Annotated in this window: 32 protein-coding genes and 1 pseudogene; 1 reads left to right on the top strand and 32 read right to left on the bottom strand. The window is 33.1% G+C overall.

Features of this window, described 5'->3' with window-relative positions:
* Positions 1 to 15: 15 nt before the first annotated feature.
* From EL082_RS03335 to EL082_RS03305, 7 genes and pseudogenes are all read right to left on the bottom strand, one after another.
* Complete coding sequence (locus EL082_RS03335) at positions 16 to 1,737, bottom strand: lactose-specific PTS transporter subunit EIIC (protein ID WP_002466517.1); 1,722 nt, start codon at positions 1,735 to 1,737, stop codon at positions 16 to 18.
* Positions 1,738 to 1,742: 5 nt separating this feature from the next.
* On the bottom strand, positions 1,743 to 2,054 hold the full coding sequence (locus EL082_RS03330) for a PTS lactose/cellobiose transporter subunit IIA (RefSeq protein ID WP_002450492.1): 312 nt from the start codon (positions 2,052 to 2,054) through the stop codon (positions 1,743 to 1,745).
* A 31-nt stretch (positions 2,055 to 2,085) separates the two neighbouring features.
* Positions 2,086 to 3,057 (bottom strand): annotated as a pseudogene (gene lacD / locus EL082_RS03325) (tagatose-bisphosphate aldolase).
* A gap of 3 nt (positions 3,058 to 3,060) precedes the next feature.
* A complete protein-coding gene (gene lacC, locus EL082_RS03320; protein WP_103286146.1) occupies positions 3,061 to 3,993 on the bottom strand; it encodes a tagatose-6-phosphate kinase in 933 nt (310 codons plus the stop codon).
* 12 nt (positions 3,994 to 4,005) lie between these two features.
* Complete coding sequence (gene lacB / locus EL082_RS03315; RefSeq protein WP_002466506.1) at positions 4,006 to 4,521, bottom strand: galactose-6-phosphate isomerase subunit LacB; 516 nt, start codon at positions 4,519 to 4,521, stop codon at positions 4,006 to 4,008.
* Between the two features lie 17 nt (positions 4,522 to 4,538).
* Positions 4,539 to 4,967, bottom strand: a complete 429-nt coding sequence (lacA, locus tag EL082_RS03310) for a galactose-6-phosphate isomerase subunit LacA (protein WP_002466484.1) — start codon at positions 4,965 to 4,967, stop codon at positions 4,539 to 4,541.
* Between the two features lie 277 nt (positions 4,968 to 5,244).
* Positions 5,245 to 6,000 carry a DeoR/GlpR family DNA-binding transcription regulator gene (locus tag EL082_RS03305; RefSeq protein ID WP_015364794.1) on the bottom strand — a complete coding sequence of 252 codons (756 nt, stop codon included), beginning with the start codon at positions 5,998 to 6,000 and terminating at the stop codon, positions 5,245 to 5,247.
* 259 nt (positions 6,001 to 6,259) lie between these two features.
* On the opposite strand from EL082_RS03305, the gene EL082_RS03300 reads away from it, so the two are divergent.
* Entirely contained in the window at positions 6,260 to 6,988 is a 729-nt protein-coding gene (locus EL082_RS03300) for an NAD-dependent protein deacylase (protein WP_049415990.1), read from the top strand.
* A 49-nt stretch (positions 6,989 to 7,037) separates the two neighbouring features.
* Here the strand turns inward: EL082_RS03300 and EL082_RS03295 are convergent, their stop codons facing one another.
* From EL082_RS03295 to rplX, 25 genes are all read right to left on the bottom strand, one after another.
* Complete coding sequence (locus tag EL082_RS03295) at positions 7,038 to 7,757, bottom strand: MerR family transcriptional regulator (protein ID WP_002466500.1); 720 nt, start codon at positions 7,755 to 7,757, stop codon at positions 7,038 to 7,040.
* A complete protein-coding gene (locus tag EL082_RS03290; RefSeq protein WP_103286147.1) occupies positions 7,736 to 8,650 on the bottom strand; it encodes a DUF2268 domain-containing putative Zn-dependent protease in 915 nt (304 codons plus the stop codon). Before EL082_RS03290 ends, EL082_RS03295 begins: the two co-directional genes overlap by 22 nt.
* 185 nt (positions 8,651 to 8,835) lie before the next feature.
* On the bottom strand, positions 8,836 to 9,228 hold the full coding sequence (rpsI, locus tag EL082_RS03285; protein WP_002450501.1) for a 30S ribosomal protein S9: 393 nt from the start codon (positions 9,226 to 9,228) through the stop codon (positions 8,836 to 8,838).
* Between the two features lie 19 nt (positions 9,229 to 9,247).
* Entirely contained in the window at positions 9,248 to 9,685 is a 438-nt protein-coding gene (rplM, locus tag EL082_RS03280; protein WP_002450502.1) for a 50S ribosomal protein L13, read from the bottom strand.
* 269 nt (positions 9,686 to 9,954) lie between these two features.
* Entirely contained in the window at positions 9,955 to 10,758 is an 804-nt protein-coding gene (truA, locus tag EL082_RS03275; RefSeq protein ID WP_002466509.1) for a tRNA pseudouridine(38-40) synthase TruA, read from the bottom strand.
* A 4-nt stretch (positions 10,759 to 10,762) separates the two neighbouring features.
* Positions 10,763 to 11,569: an energy-coupling factor transporter transmembrane component T family protein gene (locus EL082_RS03270; protein WP_002466501.1), complete on the bottom strand. Its 807-nt coding sequence runs from the start codon at positions 11,567 to 11,569 to the stop codon at positions 10,763 to 10,765.
* On the bottom strand, positions 11,559 to 12,419 hold the full coding sequence (locus tag EL082_RS03265; RefSeq protein ID WP_002466498.1) for an energy-coupling factor transporter ATPase: 861 nt from the start codon (positions 12,417 to 12,419) through the stop codon (positions 11,559 to 11,561). The genes EL082_RS03270 and EL082_RS03265 overlap by 11 nt, the downstream gene beginning before the upstream one ends.
* The gene (locus tag EL082_RS03260; protein WP_002466476.1) at positions 12,416 to 13,225 is read right to left on the bottom strand and encodes an energy-coupling factor transporter ATPase; all 810 of its coding nucleotides are present in this window, start codon (positions 13,223 to 13,225) and stop codon (positions 12,416 to 12,418) included. The genes EL082_RS03265 and EL082_RS03260 overlap by 4 nt, the downstream gene beginning before the upstream one ends.
* A 305-nt stretch (positions 13,226 to 13,530) precedes the next feature.
* Entirely contained in the window at positions 13,531 to 13,899 is a 369-nt protein-coding gene (rplQ, locus tag EL082_RS03255) for a 50S ribosomal protein L17 (protein WP_002466473.1), read from the bottom strand.
* A gap of 16 nt (positions 13,900 to 13,915) precedes the next feature.
* On the bottom strand, positions 13,916 to 14,860 hold the full coding sequence (locus EL082_RS03250; RefSeq protein ID WP_002450508.1) for a DNA-directed RNA polymerase subunit alpha: 945 nt from the start codon (positions 14,858 to 14,860) through the stop codon (positions 13,916 to 13,918).
* Positions 14,861 to 14,936: 76 nt separating this feature from the next.
* On the bottom strand, positions 14,937 to 15,326 hold the full coding sequence (rpsK, locus tag EL082_RS03245; protein ID WP_002450509.1) for a 30S ribosomal protein S11: 390 nt from the start codon (positions 15,324 to 15,326) through the stop codon (positions 14,937 to 14,939).
* A gap of 23 nt (positions 15,327 to 15,349) precedes the next feature.
* The gene (rpsM, locus tag EL082_RS03240) at positions 15,350 to 15,715 is read right to left on the bottom strand and encodes a 30S ribosomal protein S13 (RefSeq protein WP_002450510.1); all 366 of its coding nucleotides are present in this window, start codon (positions 15,713 to 15,715) and stop codon (positions 15,350 to 15,352) included.
* Positions 15,716 to 15,737: 22 nt separating this feature from the next.
* Entirely contained in the window at positions 15,738 to 15,851 is a 114-nt protein-coding gene (gene rpmJ, locus EL082_RS03235; protein ID WP_000868342.1) for a 50S ribosomal protein L36, read from the bottom strand.
* Positions 15,852 to 15,882: 31 nt separating this feature from the next.
* Positions 15,883 to 16,101 carry a translation initiation factor IF-1 gene (gene infA / locus EL082_RS03230; RefSeq protein ID WP_001829792.1) on the bottom strand — a complete coding sequence of 73 codons (219 nt, stop codon included), beginning with the start codon at positions 16,099 to 16,101 and terminating at the stop codon, positions 15,883 to 15,885.
* 195 nt (positions 16,102 to 16,296) lie between these two features.
* On the bottom strand, positions 16,297 to 16,947 hold the full coding sequence (locus EL082_RS03225) for an adenylate kinase (RefSeq protein WP_002450511.1): 651 nt from the start codon (positions 16,945 to 16,947) through the stop codon (positions 16,297 to 16,299).
* 17 nt (positions 16,948 to 16,964) lie between these two features.
* Positions 16,965 to 18,260, bottom strand: coding sequence for a preprotein translocase subunit SecY (gene secY / locus EL082_RS03220; protein ID WP_002466482.1), 1,296 nt, complete (start codon positions 18,258 to 18,260; stop codon positions 16,965 to 16,967).
* On the bottom strand, positions 18,260 to 18,700 hold the full coding sequence (rplO, locus tag EL082_RS03215) for a 50S ribosomal protein L15 (RefSeq protein WP_103286148.1): 441 nt from the start codon (positions 18,698 to 18,700) through the stop codon (positions 18,260 to 18,262). The genes secY and rplO overlap by 1 nt, the downstream gene beginning before the upstream one ends.
* 16 nt (positions 18,701 to 18,716) lie before the next feature.
* Positions 18,717 to 18,896 carry a 50S ribosomal protein L30 gene (gene rpmD, locus EL082_RS03210; protein ID WP_001096576.1) on the bottom strand — a complete coding sequence of 60 codons (180 nt, stop codon included), beginning with the start codon at positions 18,894 to 18,896 and terminating at the stop codon, positions 18,717 to 18,719.
* A gap of 16 nt (positions 18,897 to 18,912) precedes the next feature.
* A complete protein-coding gene (rpsE, locus tag EL082_RS03205; protein WP_002450514.1) occupies positions 18,913 to 19,413 on the bottom strand; it encodes a 30S ribosomal protein S5 in 501 nt (166 codons plus the stop codon).
* Positions 19,414 to 19,433: 20 nt separating this feature from the next.
* Positions 19,434 to 19,796, bottom strand: coding sequence for a 50S ribosomal protein L18 (gene rplR, locus EL082_RS03200; protein WP_002450515.1), 363 nt, complete (start codon positions 19,794 to 19,796; stop codon positions 19,434 to 19,436).
* Between the two features lie 31 nt (positions 19,797 to 19,827).
* The gene (gene rplF / locus EL082_RS03195) at positions 19,828 to 20,364 is read right to left on the bottom strand and encodes a 50S ribosomal protein L6 (RefSeq protein ID WP_002450516.1); all 537 of its coding nucleotides are present in this window, start codon (positions 20,362 to 20,364) and stop codon (positions 19,828 to 19,830) included.
* A 24-nt stretch (positions 20,365 to 20,388) separates the two neighbouring features.
* Positions 20,389 to 20,787, bottom strand: a complete 399-nt coding sequence (rpsH, locus tag EL082_RS03190) for a 30S ribosomal protein S8 (protein ID WP_002450517.1) — start codon at positions 20,785 to 20,787, stop codon at positions 20,389 to 20,391.
* A 31-nt stretch (positions 20,788 to 20,818) separates the two neighbouring features.
* Positions 20,819 to 21,004 (bottom strand): type Z 30S ribosomal protein S14, encoded by a 186-nt coding sequence (locus EL082_RS03185; RefSeq protein WP_001829713.1) that lies wholly within the window; start codon positions 21,002 to 21,004, stop codon positions 20,819 to 20,821.
* A gap of 22 nt (positions 21,005 to 21,026) precedes the next feature.
* Complete coding sequence (gene rplE, locus EL082_RS03180) at positions 21,027 to 21,566, bottom strand: 50S ribosomal protein L5 (protein WP_002466470.1); 540 nt, start codon at positions 21,564 to 21,566, stop codon at positions 21,027 to 21,029.
* Between the two features lie 25 nt (positions 21,567 to 21,591).
* Entirely contained in the window at positions 21,592 to 21,909 is a 318-nt protein-coding gene (gene rplX, locus EL082_RS03175; RefSeq protein ID WP_002466469.1) for a 50S ribosomal protein L24, read from the bottom strand.
* Between the last annotated feature and the right edge of the window lie 20 nt (positions 21,910 to 21,929).

The following is a 21,929-nucleotide window of genomic DNA, read 5'->3' as shown; positions in this document are numbered from 1 at the left end:
GAAAAACGCTCCTATCTAATCTTCAAATTGTTTTTGTACAAATGCTAGTGCTGCTTGTCCATCACGCGTTAAATTAATATACTCAACACCTTGAGTTTTAACTAACTTGATACCTAATTTGTCAGTGTCTTGTTTGATATCTTCATAGTTGGAAGCCACTTGAGGGGCTAAAATAATTAACTGATAATCTTTCATAATATCCATATGTGCACCGTAGCCACCAGCTGCAGCTTTGACAGGAACATTAAATTCTTCAGCTGCTTTATTTAAAGCATTAGCTAATAATCCACTTGTTCCTCCACCTGCACATAGGACTAATACATTTGTTTGTTCTTTAATATTGTTTGTTAAGTCTGCTTTAGTTTCAGTACCTTTATTTGAATGTGATGCTAAAATAGCGTCTGCCTTTTTAGTATCGAAATTAGCTGCTACTTTATCTTGTAACTCACTATTACTTTCCTTAATGCCGGCTTCTTCTTCTAAAATTTCATTATCATACACTTTTAAGAATGGATAATAGATAATGATATCAACAACGATTAATACTACTGCAAGAACAAATGATAACAGTGCAAATTGTGTACCCATGACGATACCTAAAGGCGCTGGAGTAGTCCATGGTAAGTTAACTGAGAAACTATTCATTCCTAAAACATCAACGAAGAATTTAAAGATCCATACGTTTACAATTGGTGTTAATACAAAAGGTATAAAGAATACTGGGTTTAAAACTAATGGAGCACCAAACAAGATCGGCTCATTTACACCAAAGAATGTTGGTACAACAGATGCTCTACCAATAGCTCTGTTACGTTTAGATTTAGCTACCCACATAAACATAAATGGAACAACTAATGTGGCACCAGTACCACCCATTGTTACGATAAACATTTGTGTACCTGATGTAATAACATTATTTGCATGTTCACCAGCTTGAATTAACTTAAAGTTAGCTTCAATATTTGCATATGTAATGGCAGCAATTGCAGGTTCTACGATGGAAGGACCATGGATACCTACAAACCAGAATAATGCAAAGGCACCAAAGATGATTGTTATTCCAATCCAACCATTAGCTGCTGTAAATAACGGTTCAAATACTTTAAGTACCGCTTCTGCAACATTCGTTTTAATAGTCGCTCTAATTGTTAAATCAATACCATATAAAATTAAAATAACTGCTGAAAATGGAAAAATATCTTTGAATACTTGTGAAATATTCGGTGGTACTTCTTTAGGCATTTTGATAGTAATATCACGTTTAATAAAGAAGTTATAAACAATAACTGTGATAAATGCTGATATAAAGGCAGTTAATAATCCTTTAGTTCCTAAAAATGCATTTAAAAATCCGCCTTCTTTAGCAGGATCGGCTGCTAAGAATAAGAAACCACAGATTGACGCAAGCATTGTTGAAATAAAGTTGATTTGGTTAGTACTTTCAAGCTTACGATTGTATGAATCTGTAAGTGATTTAGCTGTCGTTCCAGCTACGAGTAATGCTACAAGTCCCATTGTATAGTTATATGGTTTCATCAAGATGCCTTCCATCTCTTTATCCCATTTGAAACCAAATACGTTAGGTACAAAAGCGATTAGTAAAAATAAACTTGAGAATAAGATGACAGGCATTGCTGAAATAAATCCATCACGGATAGCTCTTAAATAAATGTTTCTTGATAATTTTTCAAAAAATGGTTTACCCTTCTCAATTTGAGCAATTAACTTTTTCATCAAGGTCTTCACCCTCTTTTATATAATTCTATTAAATGTGACATGACATCTTTTAATAAAATCGTTGTCATTAAATGGTCTTGACCGTGCATCATTGTCACACTATATGCGATATCTTCTCCTTGAGCTTCTTTAGCTAAAAGACTAGTTTGAGCTTTGTGTGCATCTGCTATAAGGCTTTTACCTTCTTCAATTAAAGCTTCTGCTTTGTCAAAATCTTTATTTTGTGCAGCTGTTAATGCTTCTAAAAACTTAGATCGTGCATCTCCTGCAAATGCCACAATTTCAAATCCAATTAATTGTACTTCTTCTCTATTCATGAGCGTTATACTCCCCTCAAATCAATATCATTTATTTCCAAGATGTTGCTGTTTTTGTAAGTACTTTGTTAAGATCGTCGATATTTTTAAATCCAGTTGTTCTTAACCACTCACGTGCTGCCGCTTCACCTTGCTCAATATATACTTGAACAGCACCTGCCCAAGTAGCACGTCCACAAAGTACACCATTAAATTTAGCACCTGCTTCATGTGCAAATTTTAATGTTTCTTGGAATAATTCTGCAGATACACCAGCACTTAAATAAATGTATGGTAAATTTGTTGCAGCCTCTTGATCTCTGAAATGTTGTGCCGCTTCTTCTTTTGTATAAACAACCTCTCCGTCTGCAAATCCTTCAACATATTTCATATTTACAGGTACTTCTACTTTTAATACATCAACGTTGAATCGAGGTTCTGAGAATAATTTCATAGCTTCGTTCACTTTTCTAGGTTTTACTTTTGCAAATTCAACACTGCCATTATCTGCAATATTGTCATCATATGATAAAACTTCTAAGAAGAATGGAATGTCTTCTGCTACACATTCTGAACCGATTCTTTCAATATAAGCTTGTTTTTGAATATTGATCTGTTCTTCATCATCAACGTCATAATATAATAAGAATTTAACTGCATCTGCACCTTGTTCTTTTAAGCGTTTTGCTGACCATTCAACTAAACAATCTGGTAAACGGCCTTTAGCATTTACGTCGTAACCAGTTTTTTCGTAAGCTAATAATAAACCACAATTTTTATTTCTTGCTTATGTTGCTGGTAAACCATACTCTGGGTCAAGTAAGATAGATGAAGCGTATTGAGTTAATTCTTCTGCTACTAAAACTTTTAATTGTTCAATTTGTTCAACTGTTGGCTCACCAGTTTGATATTTAGCCATCATACGTTTTAAAGCACCACGTTGGTCAAATGCAAGTGCTGAAATAACACCTTGCTCATTACTTAATTGTGAAATTGCTGCCGTTTTATTTTGAGTTTTTACCATTATTTACACCTCGAATAATTCAATTTGATGATACAAATCATCATAATTATTTAAATTGACGTATCCAGTACGTGATTCTTGAGCATTTAGCATACCTAAAGTATTCGCCTTTTTAAGTAGTTGTTCATCACTCTCATGATTTAACAATGCAGCAGCGATTCCAGCCACTGTAGAGTCACCCGAACCAACTGGATTTAATACTTCTATAGATGGAATATTAACTTTGTAATATTGATTATGATGCTTAGCAAACATACCTTTGGCACCTAATGACACAATAACCCATTCGATATCATTGAAAATTGGGTTATTTAGTGCTTTCTTAAGTCCTTCAATACTCTCATCAACTGGTTGGTTTAAAAGTTGATATAGTTCATCTATATTAGGTTTAATAACTGTTGGTTTAAATGGAGAGTGTATAGATGTCATCAATGTGTCTCCAAAGCTATCAAGTATGACTGGTAATTGATGTTCATGACATTTCTCAATAATCTTTGAATAATAATCCAGATTTAATCCCTTTGGTAAGCTACCTGATATCGCTACGACGTCCATTTTTTTAATTAATGTATCAACGTGATTTAAAAAATCAGAACTTTCTTCTTCACTTATTGTTGGACCTTGTTCTAAAATCTCTGTTTGCTTTCCTTGATGTAGTACAGCAATACAATTTCTCGTTGCATCATTAATTTTGAAAAACGAATGTTTAATTTGTGAATCATCTAATTGATTTTCAATAAAATCTCCTAATGGACCACCTATTAAACCACTAGCAGTAACAGGTTCACTTAATTGATTTAATACACGTGTCACATTAAGACCTTTACCGCCTGCTGTCTTATCGATATTTGAAACTCGATTAACTGTATCTAGATGAAACGCTTCAATTGCATATGAAATATCTACAGATGGATTTAATGTTAGTGTTAATATCATATGCGTCGTCCTTTAATCGTGATACTCGCCTTTGTCCCATTTTTCTAAAAATTCATCGAAGAAATGAGGATCTGCTTGATCTGCATTATGCGTTTCTAAATGTTTAATTTTTGCAATTAACTTTTCACTTTTTTCAGTTGGTTTATATTTAGCATCGATAAATGCTTCAATAATATCGCACATTAATAGTTCACCAATGATTTTCCCACCGAAACCAATAACATTTGCATTGAGTTCTTCTTTAGCGTATAGTGCTGATGTCATATCACGTACAAGTGCTGCTCTTACTCCTGGAACTTTGTTTACTGCATTATTTATTCCTACACCTGTTCCGCAAATACAAATACCTAAATCTGCATTCCCACTAGTGACTTGTTCTCCTACTTTTTTACCGAAGATTGGATAATGTGTTCGTGTAAAATCATAAGTACCAACGTCAATGACTTCATGACCTTTTGATTTTAAGAATTGTGAAACTTCCATTTTTGTATCAGTTACTATATGATCGCAACCTAAAGCTATCTTCATTTTTTATCCTCCTTTAATTAGCACATTTTATTAAGCATATCTACACGTATTTGATGACGTCCGCCATCATAATGACCATTTACGAATCCCTTAACTACATTTTTGGCTAAAGTATCCCCAACAATTTCTGAACCCATAGTGATCATTTTTGAATTATTATGACCTCTTGTCATATAAGCAGATCTTTCATCTGATACTTCTGCAGCAATCATGCCTTTAATTTTTGTAGCAGTCATAAAGCTACCTACACCAAAAGCATCGATAGCAATTCCTAAATTGTCATCGTTCTTTTGTACTTCTTTCGCTATGGCAAGTGTAGAATCAACAAAATCTAATTCTTTACCTTCTGTTACGTCTAAAATATCGAAATTCTTTTCAACTAGGTATGTTTTAATTAAATCTTTTAAACGTTTACCATCAACATCTGATCCAATAATGATTGTCATAAAAAATCTCCTTTTTGATTTATTAATTAAAAGCGACTTTCAAAAATTAGAGAAAAGGCTTTCAAATCTTCATGTTTAAATTATAAACGTAATCAAACATTAATTCAACATAATATGTTGCTATTTTGTTTGAATTCATAGTTTATTCAAACATTTATAATTAAATTGTGTGAATATCACACATTAATGTGTGAAAAACTACTTGAAAATGTTGAATTTATGAACAAAAATAAAAAACCTTGAATCGATTGATTCAAGGTTTTGGTTCATTTTAATATTATTCAACAACTTCAATATATGATTTAATTTGGTCTAACTTTTCAGAATCAGTTACGTCCATCACTACTGCTGTCAAATCATCTAAATGACAAAAAGATGTAAAGTCTTCTTTTCCAACTTTCGAATGGTCGATTAACAAATACTTCTCAATCGAATGTTCTAAGGCTAGTTGTTGCGTATATGCTTCATCCATTGAAGATGTCATGACAGCACCATTATTAACACCATTGCTACTAAAGAACATTTTACTAAAACGTAGCTTTTCAAGTATGGTATTAGTCATTTCACCTACAAATGCTTCGGTCAAATGTCGCATTTCTCCGCCTAATAAGTAGACACGAAAATTAGTTGTTTGCTTCTCTAATAATATTTTGTATACAGGCAAGCAATTCGTAATGATGGTTAGAGAATGATGATTCATTTCTTCAGCTAAAATTTCTACAGTAGTTCCAGGACCTAAAAATAAAGTATCTCCATCTTCTATTAATGAAATAGCTTTTTTAGCAATATATCTTTTTTCTTCCATCTGATGTGTGTGCTTTTCTTTATGTGACATCTCTTTATATTGAAAAGTAGAATTACTACGTGCACCACCATGTATTTTCGTCAAAATGCCTTGATTTTCAAGTTCTACTAGATCTCTTCTTACAGTCATATCTGAAACATTTAATCCGTCTACTATTTCATTGGTTCTTACAGTTCCTTTTTTATTTACTAATTTTGCAATCGCATCTAATCTGTCGTGCTTATTCACCTTATTTTGCCTCCTTAATTAGGCTCTATAATGTATCATTGATTGTAATATAATGATAGTTAAACATATATTACTCACTGTGACTCTACTAATGTTTACCATGCTAGTTTTATGTAAATTCCATCTTATATTGAACTTTATTAAATTACAGGTGTCTTCAATATCGATAGGTTTATTATTATAATATCATTGTAAAGTGTTTTTGTGATTGAGATAAAGTTAAAGTATAGATAAATTTTTATAAAAATGAGGTGTCTTTTTGAATAATAAAATTGAATCTTTAAAAAATATACTAAATCATTCTAGCAACATTGTATTTTTTACAGGTGCTGGCGTTTCGGTAGCAAGTGGTGTACCTGACTTTCGCTCTATGGGCGGATTATTCGATGAAATATCTAAAGAAGGTTACTCTCCAGAATACTTACTAAGTCGTGATTATTTACAAGATGATCCAAAAGGTTTTATTAATTTTTGTCATAAAAGACTAATGTATATAGATAAGTCACCAAATATAGTTCATCATTGGATCGCACAATTAGAACATGACGAAAAATCTTTAGGTGTCATCACACAAAATATCGATGGATTCCATTCGGACGCAGGTAATAAATATGTAGATGAGTTACATGGGTCACTAAACACCTTTTATTGTAATCAATGTCACCATCAATATTCTAAAAAGGATGTTATTGAAAGACAATTAAAGCAATGTGATATTTGTGGCGCTACAATTCGTCCTGACATCGTATTATACGGGGAAATGTTGGATCAAAATGTTATAATGCGTGCATTACAGAAAATTGAAAATGCAGACACATTAGTTGTACTAGGCTCTTCTTTAGTCGTACAACCTGCAGCAGGGCTCATATCCAATTTCAAAGGTGACAATTTAATTATTATCAATAAAGATTATACACCTTATGATGCTCATGCTTCTTTGGTCATTAATGATGATATGATAAATGTCGTTTCAGAATTAAATAAATAACAAACAAGCACTTCTCGAACTTTCGAGAAGTGCTTGTTCACTATGACAATTATGATAAATGATAGTTGATTGATTGAGAAATATACTCAGTTATATATGGATTTTCGTATTTTTTAAAATAATTATTAAATCTTTCATCGCTTTGATATGTATCTGCTATTAAACAAAGCAATTGATTATCCATAAGTCCAATTTGATTCATAAACTCTTTCCACTCATACACAACTTCATAAGCATCCTCAACATCTATTTTATTTAAAGATAGCTTATTAAATTTTTGGAAAATCTCTTCAAACTCTTTCATTTTTTCTTCTTTAAATAGATTTTCACCGTTTGATATGACGAATTCTTTATAAATATCTGTATGTCCATATTTTATTTTTGCTTCTTCCTGATATTGCTTAAAAGCTATATTATTCAATTCATTAATTTCTGTAATTGGAACATCTTTAATATACTGTTCAACTGCACTCTTTGTATTTTCTAAACTTTCTATTTTTCTATTTAAAATTTCTTTCTGCTTTTTTAATACCATTTTCAATTCGCTATCACTTTTATTGATAACTTTACTTATATCTTTAATACTCATATCCATGCTTTTTAATAATATTATTTTTTGTAACTTCACTAAATCTTTTTGAGAATATATTCTATGATTACTTCCATTCTTTTTAACTTTCAATAATGCAATTTCATCATAATAATGTAGTGTTCTTTTGGTTACCCCTGTTATTTTCATGATTTCTTTTAAACTATATTGGTATTCCAAAACGCTTCCACCTCACTTAAAATTTCATCAGCTGATTTGATTGTTGCTTTTTCAATACTACATTTTGTTTTTTCTAAATAATATTTTATTAAGTAATACCCACATGTATAACCAACAGCGTATGGTATCCCCATTGGTTCGCCTCCATATGATTTTGAAATTTCGTCACCGTATAAATAAGGAGTTGATTCAAAAATATTATTAATAGACAAATTATTCTTTATAAGATTTTTGATTAATTTTTGGTTCTTATTCCAGTCTGTTGATGTTACCCATGGACCTATATAATCTGTACCATATAATGATTCTACAAAATTTTCTGCTAAACCTTCAGCTACAATTAATTCTGCTAATGAACCACCATCCCAATCAACATATTGATATCTAATATTATGATTAATTTCATGAGCAATTGCACTTTTAACTCTACTTAATGTATAACTATTAGGTACTAATGATAGAATAATGTACCCTGGTATGCCCCCATCACCAACATAATTTTGATTCAAGAACATAGTGGGTTTATTTTCATCACCTAATAAAGCTGTAAATATATATTCTTTTATTTTAGGTTGAACATCAGACATTTCAAATCGATGTATTGCACGCTTTATTGAATGTTCACAATCATTCCAAAATTGGTTATCCATTTCTTTTATCTTGTCTATGTCATTTAATTTAATCTCACTAGGAATAATATGCGATTGGCCTAAATATGAAAATATATCAAAATTATTACTGCACTCTTTATCAAAAGGTATCTGCTGTATTTGAAACTTCATTTCAAACTCTCTAAGTACTTTCTTTTTAAAATATTTGTTTCTTTTATCTTTTTCCATACTAACAAGTTGTCTATATACTTCATCAGATCTAATTAATTTTATATTGTACATATGATTTTTACCTCCTTACAACTAACATAAGGGATAACGTAACGTTACTTTCAAGAAATATTTATAATTAATATTATCTTTAAACAACACAAAAAAGCACTTCTCGAACTTTCGAGAAGTGCTTTTCGCTCTATTAATGGTAAACCAATTTGTTTGCGAACAAGTTCGCAACAAGCTTGGCAATATTAACGTTTTGAGAATTGAGGTGAACGACGAGCTTTTTTAAGACCTGGTTTTTTACGTTCTTTCATACGTGGGTCACGTGTTAATAATCCAGCGCGTTTTAAAGAACCTCTGTATTCAGGATCTGCTTCTAATAATGCACGAGCGATTCCGTGACGGATAGCTTGTGCTTGTCCTGTGAATCCACCACCGTGAACGTTAACTAAAACGTCATAGTTACCTTTAGTTTCAGTAACATCGAATGGTTGGTTTAAGTCTAAGATTAATGATTCAAATGGTAAGTAGTCACGTACGTCACGGTTGTTAACTTTGATGTTACCTTCACCTGGTACTAAACGTACACGTGCTACTGAGTTTTTACGACGGCCTGTGCCTTTATATTCAACTTGTGCCAATGTAATTTCCTCCTTCTAATTAACCACGTAACTCGTAGTTTTCTGGTTGTTGTGCAGCGTGTGGATGTTCAGCGCCACCATATACAAATAATTTTTTACCTTGTTTTTCGCCTAAACGACTACTTGGTAGCATACCTTTAATTGAAGTTTCAAGTAAACGTTCTGGGTTAGTTCTTCTTAATTCACCAGCAGAAATAGATTTTAAACCACCTGGGTGATTTGAGTGACGGTAATACATTTTGTCTTGTTCTTTATTACCAGTGAATTGAATTTTTGAAGCGTTGATAATGATTACATAATCACCTGTATCAACGTGTGGTGTATAAGTTACTTTATTTTTACCGCGTAAGATAGATGCTACTTCTGATGATAAACGACCTAATGTTTGGCCTTCAGCATCGATAACATACCATTTGCGCTCAATGTTTGATTCATTTGCCATAAATGTTTGACGCATAATAATTGTCCTCCTAAAAATAAATGCTTCGTTTTAGACTCTAGACAAACTTGATTAACAATAGTTACTTCCGTAATGTCTATATTCTATTTGGTTTGATTTAAAAATTGTTACGATTTAAAGCGTAGATTTCATTTATTTTGTTAACTGTTGTTCTATTTTGCTTATATATCTTGTAACACAATAAGATTCCGGGGCTTATCGTGGGGTGGATATAAAACAATACCGTTAATAATCTTATAATTTCATAGGCCTTTTGTCAATGCAATTCAATCATTTTGTAATGATTTTTTATAATGTATTTTAATTTCGTCTCCAAAATCTTTAATTAATGCTTTATCTGATAAATAAACTTTTTCTAAATATAGCCCTTCAGATGGCGCAGTAAAAGGTATTTTATTTCTATTTTTCTCCTCTAGTAATTGTGGGATTTCTTCTGGAGATCTTTTACCTTTTCCTACTTCTATTAAAAAGGCGACTAGTACACGAACCATATTATATAAGAAGCCTGATCCAGTAACGATGTAATCGAAGCCTTCATCTGTTTTTACGATTTCACTTTGGTATAAGGTTCTCACCTTACTCTCTACTTCTGTTTTTTGTGAACAGAATCCAGTAAAGTCGTGAGTACCTATAAATCGTTTTGCAGCTTCATTCATCTGATTTAAGTCTAATGAATCTGCTATATAGGTTTTCAACCCACTTTGAAATGGATCCCGATGCTTAGCTTGATAAACTTTATATCGATACCGTTTGCCTACACAATCATATCTGCAATGAAAATCTTCATCGACGTGTTGAACAGATTTCACATATATATCATCTGGTAATGCACTATTCATTGCATATTGCCATTTACTATTTTCAATTTGTAATTCTGTATCAAAATGAAAATATTGTTGGTACGCATGTACACCTCTATCAGTACGACTAGAAGGGTGTATACGTATATGGCGTTTGTGCATTCTTTTTAGTATTTTTTCAAATTGCTGTTGCACAGTTCTACCTTGTTGTTGAATTTGAAATCCTAAAAATTGGTTACCTTGATATTCTATTTCTACTAAAATACGCAATCATTTACACTCCCATAAATTTAATTAACAATAATACACCTAATATAGGAATTAATAGTAACAATATCAATGTATCTCTCAGACGCCACTGAAGTAGTCTGTAGCTCGTTCTTTCTGCGTATGCATCATATCCCCTTACTTCCATAGCAATCGCTAATTCCTCTGCTCTTTGAAAGGCAGAAATGAACAATGGAATCATCAATGGAATGAATGCTTTAATTCTTGTAACAACGCCTCCAGAACTTATTTCAGAGCCTCTAGATTTTTGCGCTAAAATAATTTTATCAAGTTCATCCATAAGCGTTGGTATGAATCTTAATGCGATAGACATCATCATACTTAATTGATGTACTGGTAGTTTCAACCATTTTAATGGTGTTAATAATTTTTCAAACGCATCTGTCAAATCAATAGGACTTGTTGAAAGTGTCATTACAGTCGCTATCATAACAATGAAAATTAAGCGTAAGGAAATATAAACGCCTTCTAAAATACCATTACTTTCAATAGTGATAAAGTGCCAATGTAAAAGAACTGTACCACCTTTTGTAAAGAATAAGTGCATTAAAAATGTAAATATTAAAAAGACAAATATTGGTGTTAGTCCTTTAATTAAAAACATAAAATTAATTTTAGCCATTCTCACAATTAATAAAATCAATATAAACAACCATGCATATGTACCAAAGGAATGGCATAAAAATATAAAAATAATAAAAATAAATACAAATATCAGTTTTGATCTTGGATCTAAATGATGAATAAATGAATTGCTAGGAAGGTAGCGTCCAATTATTAATTTATTTTTCATTTTGCCACTCCTTGTACAACTCTACAAACTCTTCTTCTGTTAAAGCAGTGGTTGGTAATTTTGTATTATATTTCGTTTCAAAGTCATGTTGTAAACAAACAACATCAGGCATAGTGATATGCCATTGATTAAGTGTTTCAGGGCGACTGAAAAGCGTTCTAGGATTTTCAATAGCCTTTACCTCACCTTTTTGCATAACGATGATTTCTTCAGCATATTTAGCAACATCATTCATGTCATGAGTCACTAGTATAATTGTCTTATGCTGTTCAGTTTGCAATTTTTTAAGTAAAGTCATAACTTGAAGTCTACTTTTAGGGTCTAGACCTGCAGTTGGTTCATCGACAACGATTATATCAGGATCCATAGCTAAAATAGAAACTAATGCTAATTTTCTCATTTGACCACCCGACATTTGAAACGGTGATAAAGACATGACATTTCGTGAAAAACCAAGTTCTAATAACATATCAAAAGCTGTGTCTTTCACTTTTTGTACATTCATATTGAAATTTTTCGGTCCAAATTCAATTTCCTTTTCTACAGTATCTTCAAAAAGTTGTGATTCTGGAAATTGGAAAACCATACCTACATGTTTACGTATAGGTCTTAAAAATTTATCTTTCGTTTTTCTGTCTATACGCTTTTCATTAAATTCTATTGACCCATTTGTTGGCTTTAGAAGTGCATTGATATGTTGAATCAATGTTGATTTACCACTACCAGTTTGTCCGACAATCGCGTAATAATGTCCTTGTTCAAAAGTAAGTGAAATGTTATTTATGGCTTTAAACTCATATGGTGTTTTAGGTTGATAAATATAGCTCACATTATTCATATTTAGACTCATAATTGATCAACCAACCCTTCATATGTGACAAATGATGAACTTTCAAACAATAGTTGATTCATTTTCATAGCAAAAGGTAATTCTAGACCTATTTTCATTAATTGATCAACATCATTATAGATTTCATTGGGTTTACCTTGTTTATAAATTCTCCCATGATTCATAACAATAATATTATCTGCACTCATCGTTTCTGCTAAATCATGTGTAATAGAAATAATTGTAATTTGTTGTTCCTTTTGAAGTTCTTTTACTAATTGTAATAATGATGTTTTAGCTACAGGATCTAACATTGATGTAGCTTCATCTAAGATAATGACGGATGGATTTAATGCTAAAACACTAGCAATAGCTACTCTTTGTTTTTGACCACCCGATAAAGAATGTGGTTCGTATTCTGCTAAATCTAACATGTCTACTTGTTTCAATGCTCTTGTCACTTTTTCCTGCATTTCGTGATAAGGTACTGAATGATTTTCCAAACCAAAGGCAACATCATACTTTACAATTGCACCCACAAATTGGTTGTCTGGATTCTGAAAAACAATACCAATTTGTTTTCTTATTTGGGCTATATTATCTTTATCAATTTTATGTTGATTAAATAAAATTTGTCCTTCATCTGATTCTTCAATGCCTACCATTAGTTTAGTAACAGTAGACTTACCTGAACCGTTGTGACCAACAATACTCGTCCATTGGCCTCGAGGAATATGAAATGACACGTCATTTAAAGTGAAGGCAGAATCACTTTGGTATTTAAAAGATACATTTTTGAATTCTATAATATTTTGTTCTTCCTTCACTTTTATTCCCCCTTATTTTTAGTTACCTTTAACATTTTACATTATTTAATATCATATGTATACGTGTTCATTATGATTAAAAGCATTTTGTATTTCTATCAATGAAGTATTAAAAAAAGCTGAGGATATAAATATCTCAGCTTAAAATAAAAAAGCGCGCACCCCATCAGTTTTGTTGAGTTCACGCTTTAATTTAATATTTAGTTTGATGGGGTACTCTGAGCTAGACAATGTCTGTATGTGGCAGATATTATCGTTGCACTCATTTGCTTTATATATAAGTAGTTAGTGTATTTATAATTAAATTATACTAATTCGATAATTACTGATTCAGCACCGTCACCACGACGAGGGCCTTCTTTAAGAATACGAGTATAACCACCTTGGCGGTCTGTATAACGTTCAGCGATTTCACCGAATAATTTTTGAAGAGCAGTTTGAGTAGTTTCATCTTCGTTTAAGATTTCAACATTTTGTAATGTTTTAGCTGCATTACGACGAGAAGCTAAATCTCCTTTTTTACCTAAAGTGATTAATTTCTCAACAACACTGCGAACTTCTTTTGCACGAGCTTCTGTAGTTTCAATACGCTCACTTACGATAAGTGAAGTAGCTAAGTTACGTAACATAGCTTTACGTTGATCAGAAGTACGACCTAATTTTCTGTAACCCATGAGTTAACCTCCTTTATCAATCTTCTTTTCTTAATCCTAATCCTAAATCTTCTAATTTATATTTTACTTCTTCAAGAGATTTACGACCTAAATTACGCACTTTCATCATGTCAGCTTCAGATTTATCAGCTAACTCTTGTACAGAATTGATTCCTGCGCGTTTCAAGCAGTTATAAGAACGTACAGATAAGTCTAGTTCTTCAATAGACATTTCTAATACTTTTTCTTTTTGATCTTCCTCTTTTTCGATCATGATTTCAGCATTTTGTGCTTCATCAGTTAGACCTACAAAGATATTCAAGTGTTCAGTCATTATTTTTGCTGCTAATGATACTGATTCTTGAGGAGTGATTGAACCATTAGTCCAAACATCTAAAGTTAATTTATCAAAATCACTACTTTGACCTACACGTGTGTTTTCAACTGTATAGTTAACACGTTCTACAGGTGAATATAGTGAATCTACTGGAATTACACCAATTGGTAAATCACTAGTATTATTTGTTTCAGCTAATGCGTAACCTCTACCCTTATTAGCAACAAGACGAACTTTTAAATGTCCACCTTTAGAAACAGTAGCAATTTTAAGTTCAGGATTTAAAATCTCTACATCACTGTCGTGAGTAATATCACTTGCAGTAACTTCACCTTCATCCTTAACATCGATTTCTAAAGTTTTATCTTCTTCAGAATAGATTTTTAATGCTAGCTTTTTGATGTTCATAATAATAGTAGATACATCTTCAACAACATTATCTACTGCTGAGAATTCGTGTAACACGCCTTCAATTTCGATGTACTTAACTGCTGATCCTGGTAATGAAGATAGTAGGATACGACGTAAGGAGTTTCCTAGTGTAGTACCGTAGCCACGTTCAAGTGGTTCAACAACGAACTTACCGAATTTAGCATCTTCACTAATTTCAATTGTCTCAATTCTAGGTTTTTCGATTTCTATCATTTACAAATATCCTCCTTAAATACGTCGACTTGATTTATACTGTTTGCTCAGTGACCTGTAACAACACAACCATAAATTAGACGCGACGACGTTTTGGTGGACGACAACCATTATGTGGTACTGGAGTAACGTCTCTGATTGCTGTTACTTCAAGTCCTGCTGATTGTAATGCACGGATAGCTGATTCACGGCCTGGTCCAGGTCCTTTAACTGTTACTTCTACAGTTTTTAAACCATGTTCCATAGCTGTTTTAGAAGCTGTTTCAGACGCCATTTGCGCTGCGAATGGTGTTGATTTTTTAGATCCTTTGAATCCTAATGCACCAGCTGATGACCAAGATAATGCATTACCGAATTCGTCAGTAATCGTTACAATTGTATTATTGAATGTTGAACGGATGTGTGCAACACCACTTTCAATATTCTTTTTCACTTTACGTTTACGAGATACTTGTTTACGTGCCATTTATTATTTGCCTCCTTTACCGATTATTTTTTCTTGTTCGCTACAGTTTTAACTGGGCCTTTACGCGTACGAGCGTTGTTTTTAGTTTTTTGACCGCGAACTGGTAAGCCACGACGGTGACGAATACCACGGTATGATGAAATTTCCATTAAACGTTTAATGTTTAAGTTTTGCTCACGACGTAAGTCACCTTCTACTTTGTAGCTATCAACTACTTCACGGATGCGACCTAATTCATCGTCAGTTAAATCTTTTACGCGAGTGTCTGCTGATACGTTAGCTTCTTCAACGATTTTTTTCGCAGTAGAAGTACCGATACCATATACATAAGTTAAAGAAATAACAACGCGTTTTTCACGTGGAATATCCACTCCTGCAATACGTGCCATATACATTTACACCTCTCTTTTATTAACCTTGTCTTTGTTTGTGTTTTGGATTTTCACAAATTACCATTACTTTACCTTTACGTTTAATGACTTTACATTTTTCGCAAATTGGTTTTACTGATGGTCTTACTTTCATTTTAATACCTCCCTATATTATGGAGTGACGATTATTTATAACGATAAGTAATTCTACCGCGTGATAAATCATACGGAGACATCTCAACAGTTACTTTGTCGCCAGGTAGAATTCGAATGTAGTTCATTCTAATTTTTCCACTTACATGTGCTAAAATTTCATGACCATTTTCTAATTCTACTTTAAACATTGCGTTTGGTAAAGTATCTAATACAGTACCTTCTAATTCAATAACATCTTGTTTAGCCATTGATTAACTTCCCCCTTTTTGCAATAGTAAGGTTATCGTCAATAGACAACTTCAACGATACGAATCTATTAGTGACTAGCTTTAATAAGTTTAACAAAAATTACGGGAATTAATTATCGTTATTTGTCACTCATATTAAATTGTATATTACAGTGTTAGTAAACATTCACATCAACATAGATCGTAAAAGTTGATCTATTGTAATTGGTCTAAGATATCAATGACATCAGTAGTAACCTCTTCAATATCTTTTGAACCATCAATATTTTTTAATACACCTTTATTATCATAGTATTCTAATATAGGTTTTGATTGTTTAACATTGACTTTCAAACGATTTGAAACAGTTTCCGGATTATCATCTTCACGTTGATATAATTTACCGCCATCAAGATCACAAATACCTTCAACTTTTGGAGGATTAAATACAAGATGATAAGTTGTACCACAATTCTCACAGATACGACGACCTGTAAGACGATTCATTAGTTCTTCCTCTGGAACTTCAATATTGATGACAGCATCAATATTTCTATCAAGTTCAGCCATAATTGAATTTAAAGCTTCTGCTTGATCGATTGTTCTAGGGAATCCATCTAATAAAAATCCTTTTTTTGCATCGTCTTCAGAAATTCTTTCTTTAACGATACCCACAGTAACTTCATCAGGGACTAATTCTCCACGATCCATGTACGATTTAGCTTCTTTACCTAAATCAGTTTCATCTTTAATCGCTTTTCTGAACATGTCACCAGTAGATATGTGTGGTATTGGGAATTTCTTAACAATTTCACTCGCTTGAGTTCCTTTACCTGCACCAGGTAAGCCCATTAAAATGATATTCATAAGTGCCCTCCTACAAATTATCTACCACCAAAGCCTTTATACTCTTTTTGATTTACTTGCGCTTCTAATGATTTCATAGTCTCTATAGCAACACCGATAACGATAAGTAAGCTTGTACCACCAATTTGAATTGATCTTGGTAAGCCCATAAACTTAGTCGCTAATATCGGTAAAATTGCAATGACAGCTAAGAAAATAGAGCCAACAAATGTTAATCGATAAAGCACTTTAGTAATATATTTTTTTGTTTGTTCACCAGGACGAATTCCTGGGACATAACTACCTTGTTTCTTAAGGTTGTCAGCCATTTTTTCTGGATTAACTTGAACAAATGCATAAAAATATGCAAATGCAATGATTAATACAATATAGATAACCATTCCTATGTTGCTTGATGGATTTGCTGTATCAGCTATTTGTTGTGCCCATTCAGCTTTAGGGAAAAATAGCGTCAACGTTCTTGGTAATAAGAAAAATGCCATCGCAAAGATAACAGGAATAACACCAGCTGAGTTAACTTTTAAAGGTAGATAAGTTGCTTGTGAACCTAATCGTTGAGCTGTTTGTTTCTTTGCATATTGAATAGGAATTTTACGTTTCGCTTCAAGTACAAATATTGCACCTACTGTTAACAGTACTAATGCAACAATGAGTGCTACTATTTTCAACCAAGCTAAAGACGTATCTTCTTGACCTACAAATGCTTGTTGGCCTGCTTGAATGATACTTGATGGTAACGTTGATAAAATACCTGCAAAGATGATAAGTGAAATACCATTACCAACACCAAACTGAGTGATTTGGTCACCAAGCCATATCAAGAATGCAGTTCCTGCTGTTAAAGTTAGTGCAATCAATAAATAACTATATACAGAATGACTTACAATTAAGCGGCCACCATATAAGTTATTGAATTGGAACGACATACCTATTGACTGAATGAATGCTAAAATAATAGCGAAATAACGTGTTACATTGTTGATTTTTCTTCTACCTACATCACCTTGTTTAGCCCATTCAGAGAACTTAGGAACAATATCCATCTGTAATAATTGCATTACAATAGATGCGGTAATGTATGGCATGATTCCCATCGCAAATATTGAAAAGTTCTTCAAGGCTCCACCACCGAAAGTGTTAAGTAAATCAGTGACACCTTGAGAACCTTTTGCTGCTTGATCAAAAGCATTAGGATTTACTCCAGGAGCTGGAATATAAGTCCCAATCTTAAAGATCACTAACATTGCTAGAGTGAAGAAAATCTTGTTTCGAACTTCTTTAGTTTTAAAGAAGCTCACAAGCGTTTGAAACATTAGATCACCTCGTGTGCTCCACCTTTAGCATCAATAGCTTCTGCTGCTGAAGTTGATAACTTATGAGCTTTCACTGTTAATTTTTTATCTAGTGAGCCGTTACCTAGTACTTTGATACCAGATTTTTCGTTCTTAACAACACCAGATTCTACTAATAAAGCTGGAGTTACTTCAGTACCATCTTCGAATTGATTAAGTTGGTCTAAGTTAACAATAGCATATTCTTTACGATTTATGTTAGTGAAACCACGTTTTGGTAAACGACGGAATAATGGTAATTGTCCACCTTCAAATCCAGGTCTTACTTTACCACCTGAACGTGCTTTTTGACCTTTATGTCCACGGCCACTTGTTTTACCATTACCAGTTGCTGCACCACGACCTACACGGTTTCGTTCTTTACGTGAACCTTCTGCTGGTTTTAACTCATGTAATTTCATGTCGGCACCTCCTTAATTATTTTTCTTCTACTGTTAATAAATGTTTAACTTTGTTGATTTGCCCACGAATAGCAGGGTTATCTTCAACAACTACTGAACTATTAGTCTTTTTAAGACCTAAAGCTTCAACAGTTTTACGTTGTGTTTCAGGACGACCAATAACACTACGAGTGAGGGTAATTTGTAATTTAGCCATAACTTATTTTCCCTCCTTAATTATATAATTCTTCAACTGTTTTGCCGCGTAATTTCGCAACATCTTCAGCGTTTTTAAGGTTTTGTAAACCATTTAAAGTTGCACGAACCATGTTAATTGGTGTGTTTGAACCTAATGATTTACTTAAGATATCAGTGATACCTGCTAATTCTAATACCGCACGAACTGGTCCACCAGCGATAACACCAGTACCAGGAGCTGCAGGTTTCATGAATACACTACCTGAACCATAACGGCCAGTGATTGTGTGAGGTGTAGTACCTTCAACACGTGGAACTACAACTAAATCTTTTTTAGCTGCTTCTACAGCTTTTTTGATTGCTTCTGGTACCTCTTGTGCTTTACCAGTACCGAAACCTACACGACCATTTTTGTCTCCCACTACTACTAATGCAGTGAAACGGAAACGACGTCCACCTTTAACAACTTTAGCAACACGATTGATTGTAACAACGCGTTCTTCAAATTCTTTCGTTTCTTCTTCTCTACGAGCCATGTATTTGTCCCTCCTTTAAATTAAAATTCTAAACCGTTTTCTCTAGCAGCTTCTGCTAATGCTTTAACGCGTCCGTGGTATAAGTAACCTCCACGATCGAATACGATTTCTTTAATTCCTTTATCACTTGCTTTTTTAGCAATTGTTTCGCCAACTTTTGTTGATAAATCAACTTTTGTAGCTGATTCGTTAGCAATATCTTTATCTTTAGATGAAGCTTGAGCTAATGTTTCGCCTTTAACATCATCAATGATTTGTGCGTAAATGTGTTTGTTTGAACGATATACATTTAAACGTGGCTTTTCAGCTGTACCTGATAATTTAGTACGAACACGTGAATGTCTTTTCAAACGCACTTTATTTTTATCAATTTTACTGATCATTTCAATACTCCTTTCTGTAGAGTGTTATCTATTATTTACCAGTTTTACCTTCTTTACGGCGTACGTATTCACCTTGGTAACGAATACCTTTACCTTTATAAGGTTCTGGAGGTCTTACTGAACGGATGTTAGAAGCGATTGCCCCAACTTGCTCTTTAGATACACCAGAAACTTTAACAGTTGTGTTTTTCTCTACAGCGAAAGTAATTCCATCTTCGGCTTTAATTTCAACTGGGTGAGAGTAACCAACGTTAAGTACTAAATCATTACCTTGCATTTGAGCACGGTAACCTACACCAACAAGTTCAAGCGTTTTTTCGAAACCTTGAGAAACACCTTGTACCATATTATTTAATAAAGCACGAGTTGTACCATGATCTGTTCTGTCATCTTTAGAATCAGATGGTCTTACAACTTCAATTGTGTTTTCTTCTTGTTTGAATGTCATTCTTTCGTTTAATGTTTTTGATAATTCACCTTTTGGACCTTTAACAGTTACATTGTTTTTGTCAAAAGTTACTGTTACGTCACTAGGGATGTCAATAATTTTCTTACCAACACGACTCATGTTATGGCACCTCCTTATTATTTATTACCAAACGTATGCGATAATTTCTCCACCAACATTACGTTTTCTTGCTTCTTTATCAGTGATAACACCTTCAGAAGTTGATACTAATGCAATACCTAAACCATTAAGTACTTTTGGTACTTCGTTAGCTTTAGCATAAACACGTAAACCTGGTTTTGAAATACGTTTTAATCCTGTGATAACACGTTCATTGTTTTGACCATATTTTAAGAATAAACGAATAACACCTTGCTTATCGTCTTCTACGTATTCAACGTTTTTAATGAAACCTTCGTTTTTTAAGATTTCAGCAATTTCTTTTTTGATATTAGACGCAGGTAATTCTAATTTATCGTGACGAACCATGTTTGCGTTTCTTACACGAGTTAGCATATCTGCGATTGGATCTGTCATTGTCATTGATTGTTGCCTCCTTTCAGACTCTTGTTTATTACCAGCTAGCTTTGCGTACGCCAGGAATTTGGCCTTTGTAAGCTAATTCACGGAAACAAATACGGCATAATTTAAATTTACGATATACAGAATGTGGACGACCACAGCGTTCACAACGAGTGTATTCACGAACTGCGAATTTTTGTTTTTTTTGTTGCTTAGCAACCATTGAAGTTTTAGCCACTTAATTAGCCTCCTTTTAGAGATTATTTACGAAATGGCATACCGAAGTTTGATAACAATTCACGAGCTTCCTCGTCAGTGTTAGCAGTAGTTACGATAACAATATCCATTCCTCTTACTTTGCTTACTTTATCATAATCGATTTCAGGGAAAATTAATTGTTCTTTAACACCTAATGTGTAGTTACCGCGACCATCGAATGCTTTTTTAGAAACACCTTGGAAGTCACGTACACGTGGTAGTGATACTGAAATTAGTTTGTCTAAGAATTCATACATTCTTTCTCCGCGAAGTGTAACTTTCGCACCGATTGGCATACCTTCACGTAAACGGAATGTTGCAACTGATTTTTTAGCTTTAGTTACTAATGGTTTTTGACCAGTGATTAATTCTAACTCTTCAACAGCGTTATCTAACACTTTAGAGTTTTGAACAGCGTCACCTACACCCATGTTCACTACGATTTTGTCAATTTTAGGTACTTCCATTACTGAACTATAGTTAAATTTCTTTACTAAGTTCTCAGTAACTTCAGAATTGAATTTTTCTTTTAAACGGTTCAAAGTGGATCCTCCTTTCAACTAGTAATTAATTATTAGATTTAATTTCTTCGCCAGATTTTTTTGCAATACGAACTTTTTTACCATCAACAAATTTGTAACCTACACGTGTTGGTTCGTTTGTTTTAGGGTCTAATAATTGTACGTTAGAAACATGGATAGCTGCCTCTGTTTCTAAAATTCCACCTTCAGGGTTTAATTGAGTTGGTTTTTGGTGTTTTTTAATAACGTTAACACCTTCCACAACGACACGGTCACGTTTAGGTTCAGTAGCTACTACTTTACCTTCTTTACCTTTGTCTTTACCTGCGATAACTTTTACGTTGTCACCTTTTTTGATATGCATGTGGGCACCTCCTTATATAT

Origin of the sequence: Staphylococcus warneri, from assembly GCF_900636385.1 — a bacterium.
In the GTDB taxonomy this organism is placed as follows: domain Bacteria; phylum Bacillota; class Bacilli; order Staphylococcales; family Staphylococcaceae; genus Staphylococcus; species Staphylococcus warneri.
Note: the sequence above shows the minus strand (reverse complement) of the source record. Positions and strands in the feature narration are given on the sequence as shown.

Excerpts from the sequence above, each read along its gene's own strand:
- EL082_RS03330 (WP_002450492.1), bottom strand. The coding sequence starts at position 2,054 with ATGAATAGAGAAGAAGTACAATTAATTGGATTTGAAATTGTGGCATTT.
- lacC (WP_103286146.1), bottom strand. The coding sequence starts at position 3,993 with ATGATATTAACACTAACATTAAATCCATCTGTAGATATTTCATATGCA.
- lacB (WP_002466506.1), bottom strand. The coding sequence starts at position 4,521 with ATGAAGATAGCTTTAGGTTGCGATCATATAGTAACTGATACAAAAATG.
- lacA (WP_002466484.1), bottom strand. The coding sequence starts at position 4,967 with ATGACAATCATTATTGGATCAGATGTTGATGGTAAACGTTTAAAAGAT.
- EL082_RS03290 (WP_103286147.1), bottom strand. The coding sequence starts at position 8,650 with ATGTACAATATAAAATTAATTAGATCTGATGAAGTATATAGACAACTT.
- rplM (WP_002450502.1), bottom strand. The coding sequence starts at position 9,685 with ATGCGTCAAACATTTATGGCAAATGAATCAAACATTGAGCGCAAATGG.
- EL082_RS03270 (WP_002466501.1), bottom strand. The coding sequence starts at position 11,569 with ATGAAAAATAAATTAATAATTGGACGCTACCTTCCTAGCAATTCATTT.
- EL082_RS03265 (WP_002466498.1), bottom strand. The coding sequence starts at position 12,419 with ATGAGTCTAAATATGAATAATGTGAGCTATATTTATCAACCTAAAACA.
- rplQ (WP_002466473.1), bottom strand. The coding sequence starts at position 13,899 with ATGGGTTACAGAAAATTAGGTCGTACTTCTGATCAACGTAAAGCTATG.
- EL082_RS03250 (WP_002450508.1), bottom strand. The coding sequence starts at position 14,860 with ATGATAGAAATCGAAAAACCTAGAATTGAGACAATTGAAATTAGTGAA.
- rpsK (WP_002450509.1), bottom strand. The coding sequence starts at position 15,326 with ATGGCACGTAAACAAGTATCTCGTAAACGTAAAGTGAAAAAGAATATT.
- rpsM (WP_002450510.1), bottom strand. The coding sequence starts at position 15,715 with ATGGCACGTATTGCAGGAGTGGATATTCCACGTGAAAAACGCGTTGTT.
- rpmJ (WP_000868342.1), bottom strand. The coding sequence starts at position 15,851 with ATGAAAGTAAGACCATCAGTAAAACCAATTTGCGAAAAATGTAAAGTC.
- infA (WP_001829792.1), bottom strand. The coding sequence starts at position 16,101 with ATGGCTAAACAAGATGTTATTGAATTAGAAGGTACTGTATTAGATACT.
- EL082_RS03225 (WP_002450511.1), bottom strand. The coding sequence starts at position 16,947 with ATGAATATCATTTTAATGGGCTTACCTGGTGCAGGTAAAGGAACTCAA.
- secY (WP_002466482.1), bottom strand. The coding sequence starts at position 18,260 with ATGTTTCAAACGCTTGTGAGCTTCTTTAAAACTAAAGAAGTTCGAAAC.
- rplO (WP_103286148.1), bottom strand. The coding sequence starts at position 18,700 with ATGAAATTACATGAGTTAAAACCAGCAGAAGGTTCACGTAAAGAACGA.
- rpmD (WP_001096576.1), bottom strand. The coding sequence starts at position 18,896 with ATGGCTAAATTACAAATTACCCTCACTCGTAGTGTTATTGGTCGTCCT.
- rpsE (WP_002450514.1), bottom strand. The coding sequence starts at position 19,413 with ATGGCTCGTAGAGAAGAAGAAACGAAAGAATTTGAAGAACGCGTTGTT.
- rplR (WP_002450515.1), bottom strand. The coding sequence starts at position 19,796 with ATGATCAGTAAAATTGATAAAAATAAAGTGCGTTTGAAAAGACATTCA.
- rplF (WP_002450516.1), bottom strand. The coding sequence starts at position 20,364 with ATGAGTCGTGTTGGTAAGAAAATTATTGACATCCCTAGTGACGTAACA.
- rpsH (WP_002450517.1), bottom strand. The coding sequence starts at position 20,787 with ATGACAATGACAGATCCAATCGCAGATATGCTAACTCGTGTAAGAAAC.
- rplX (WP_002466469.1), bottom strand. The coding sequence starts at position 21,909 with ATGCATATCAAAAAAGGTGACAACGTAAAAGTTATCGCAGGTAAAGAC.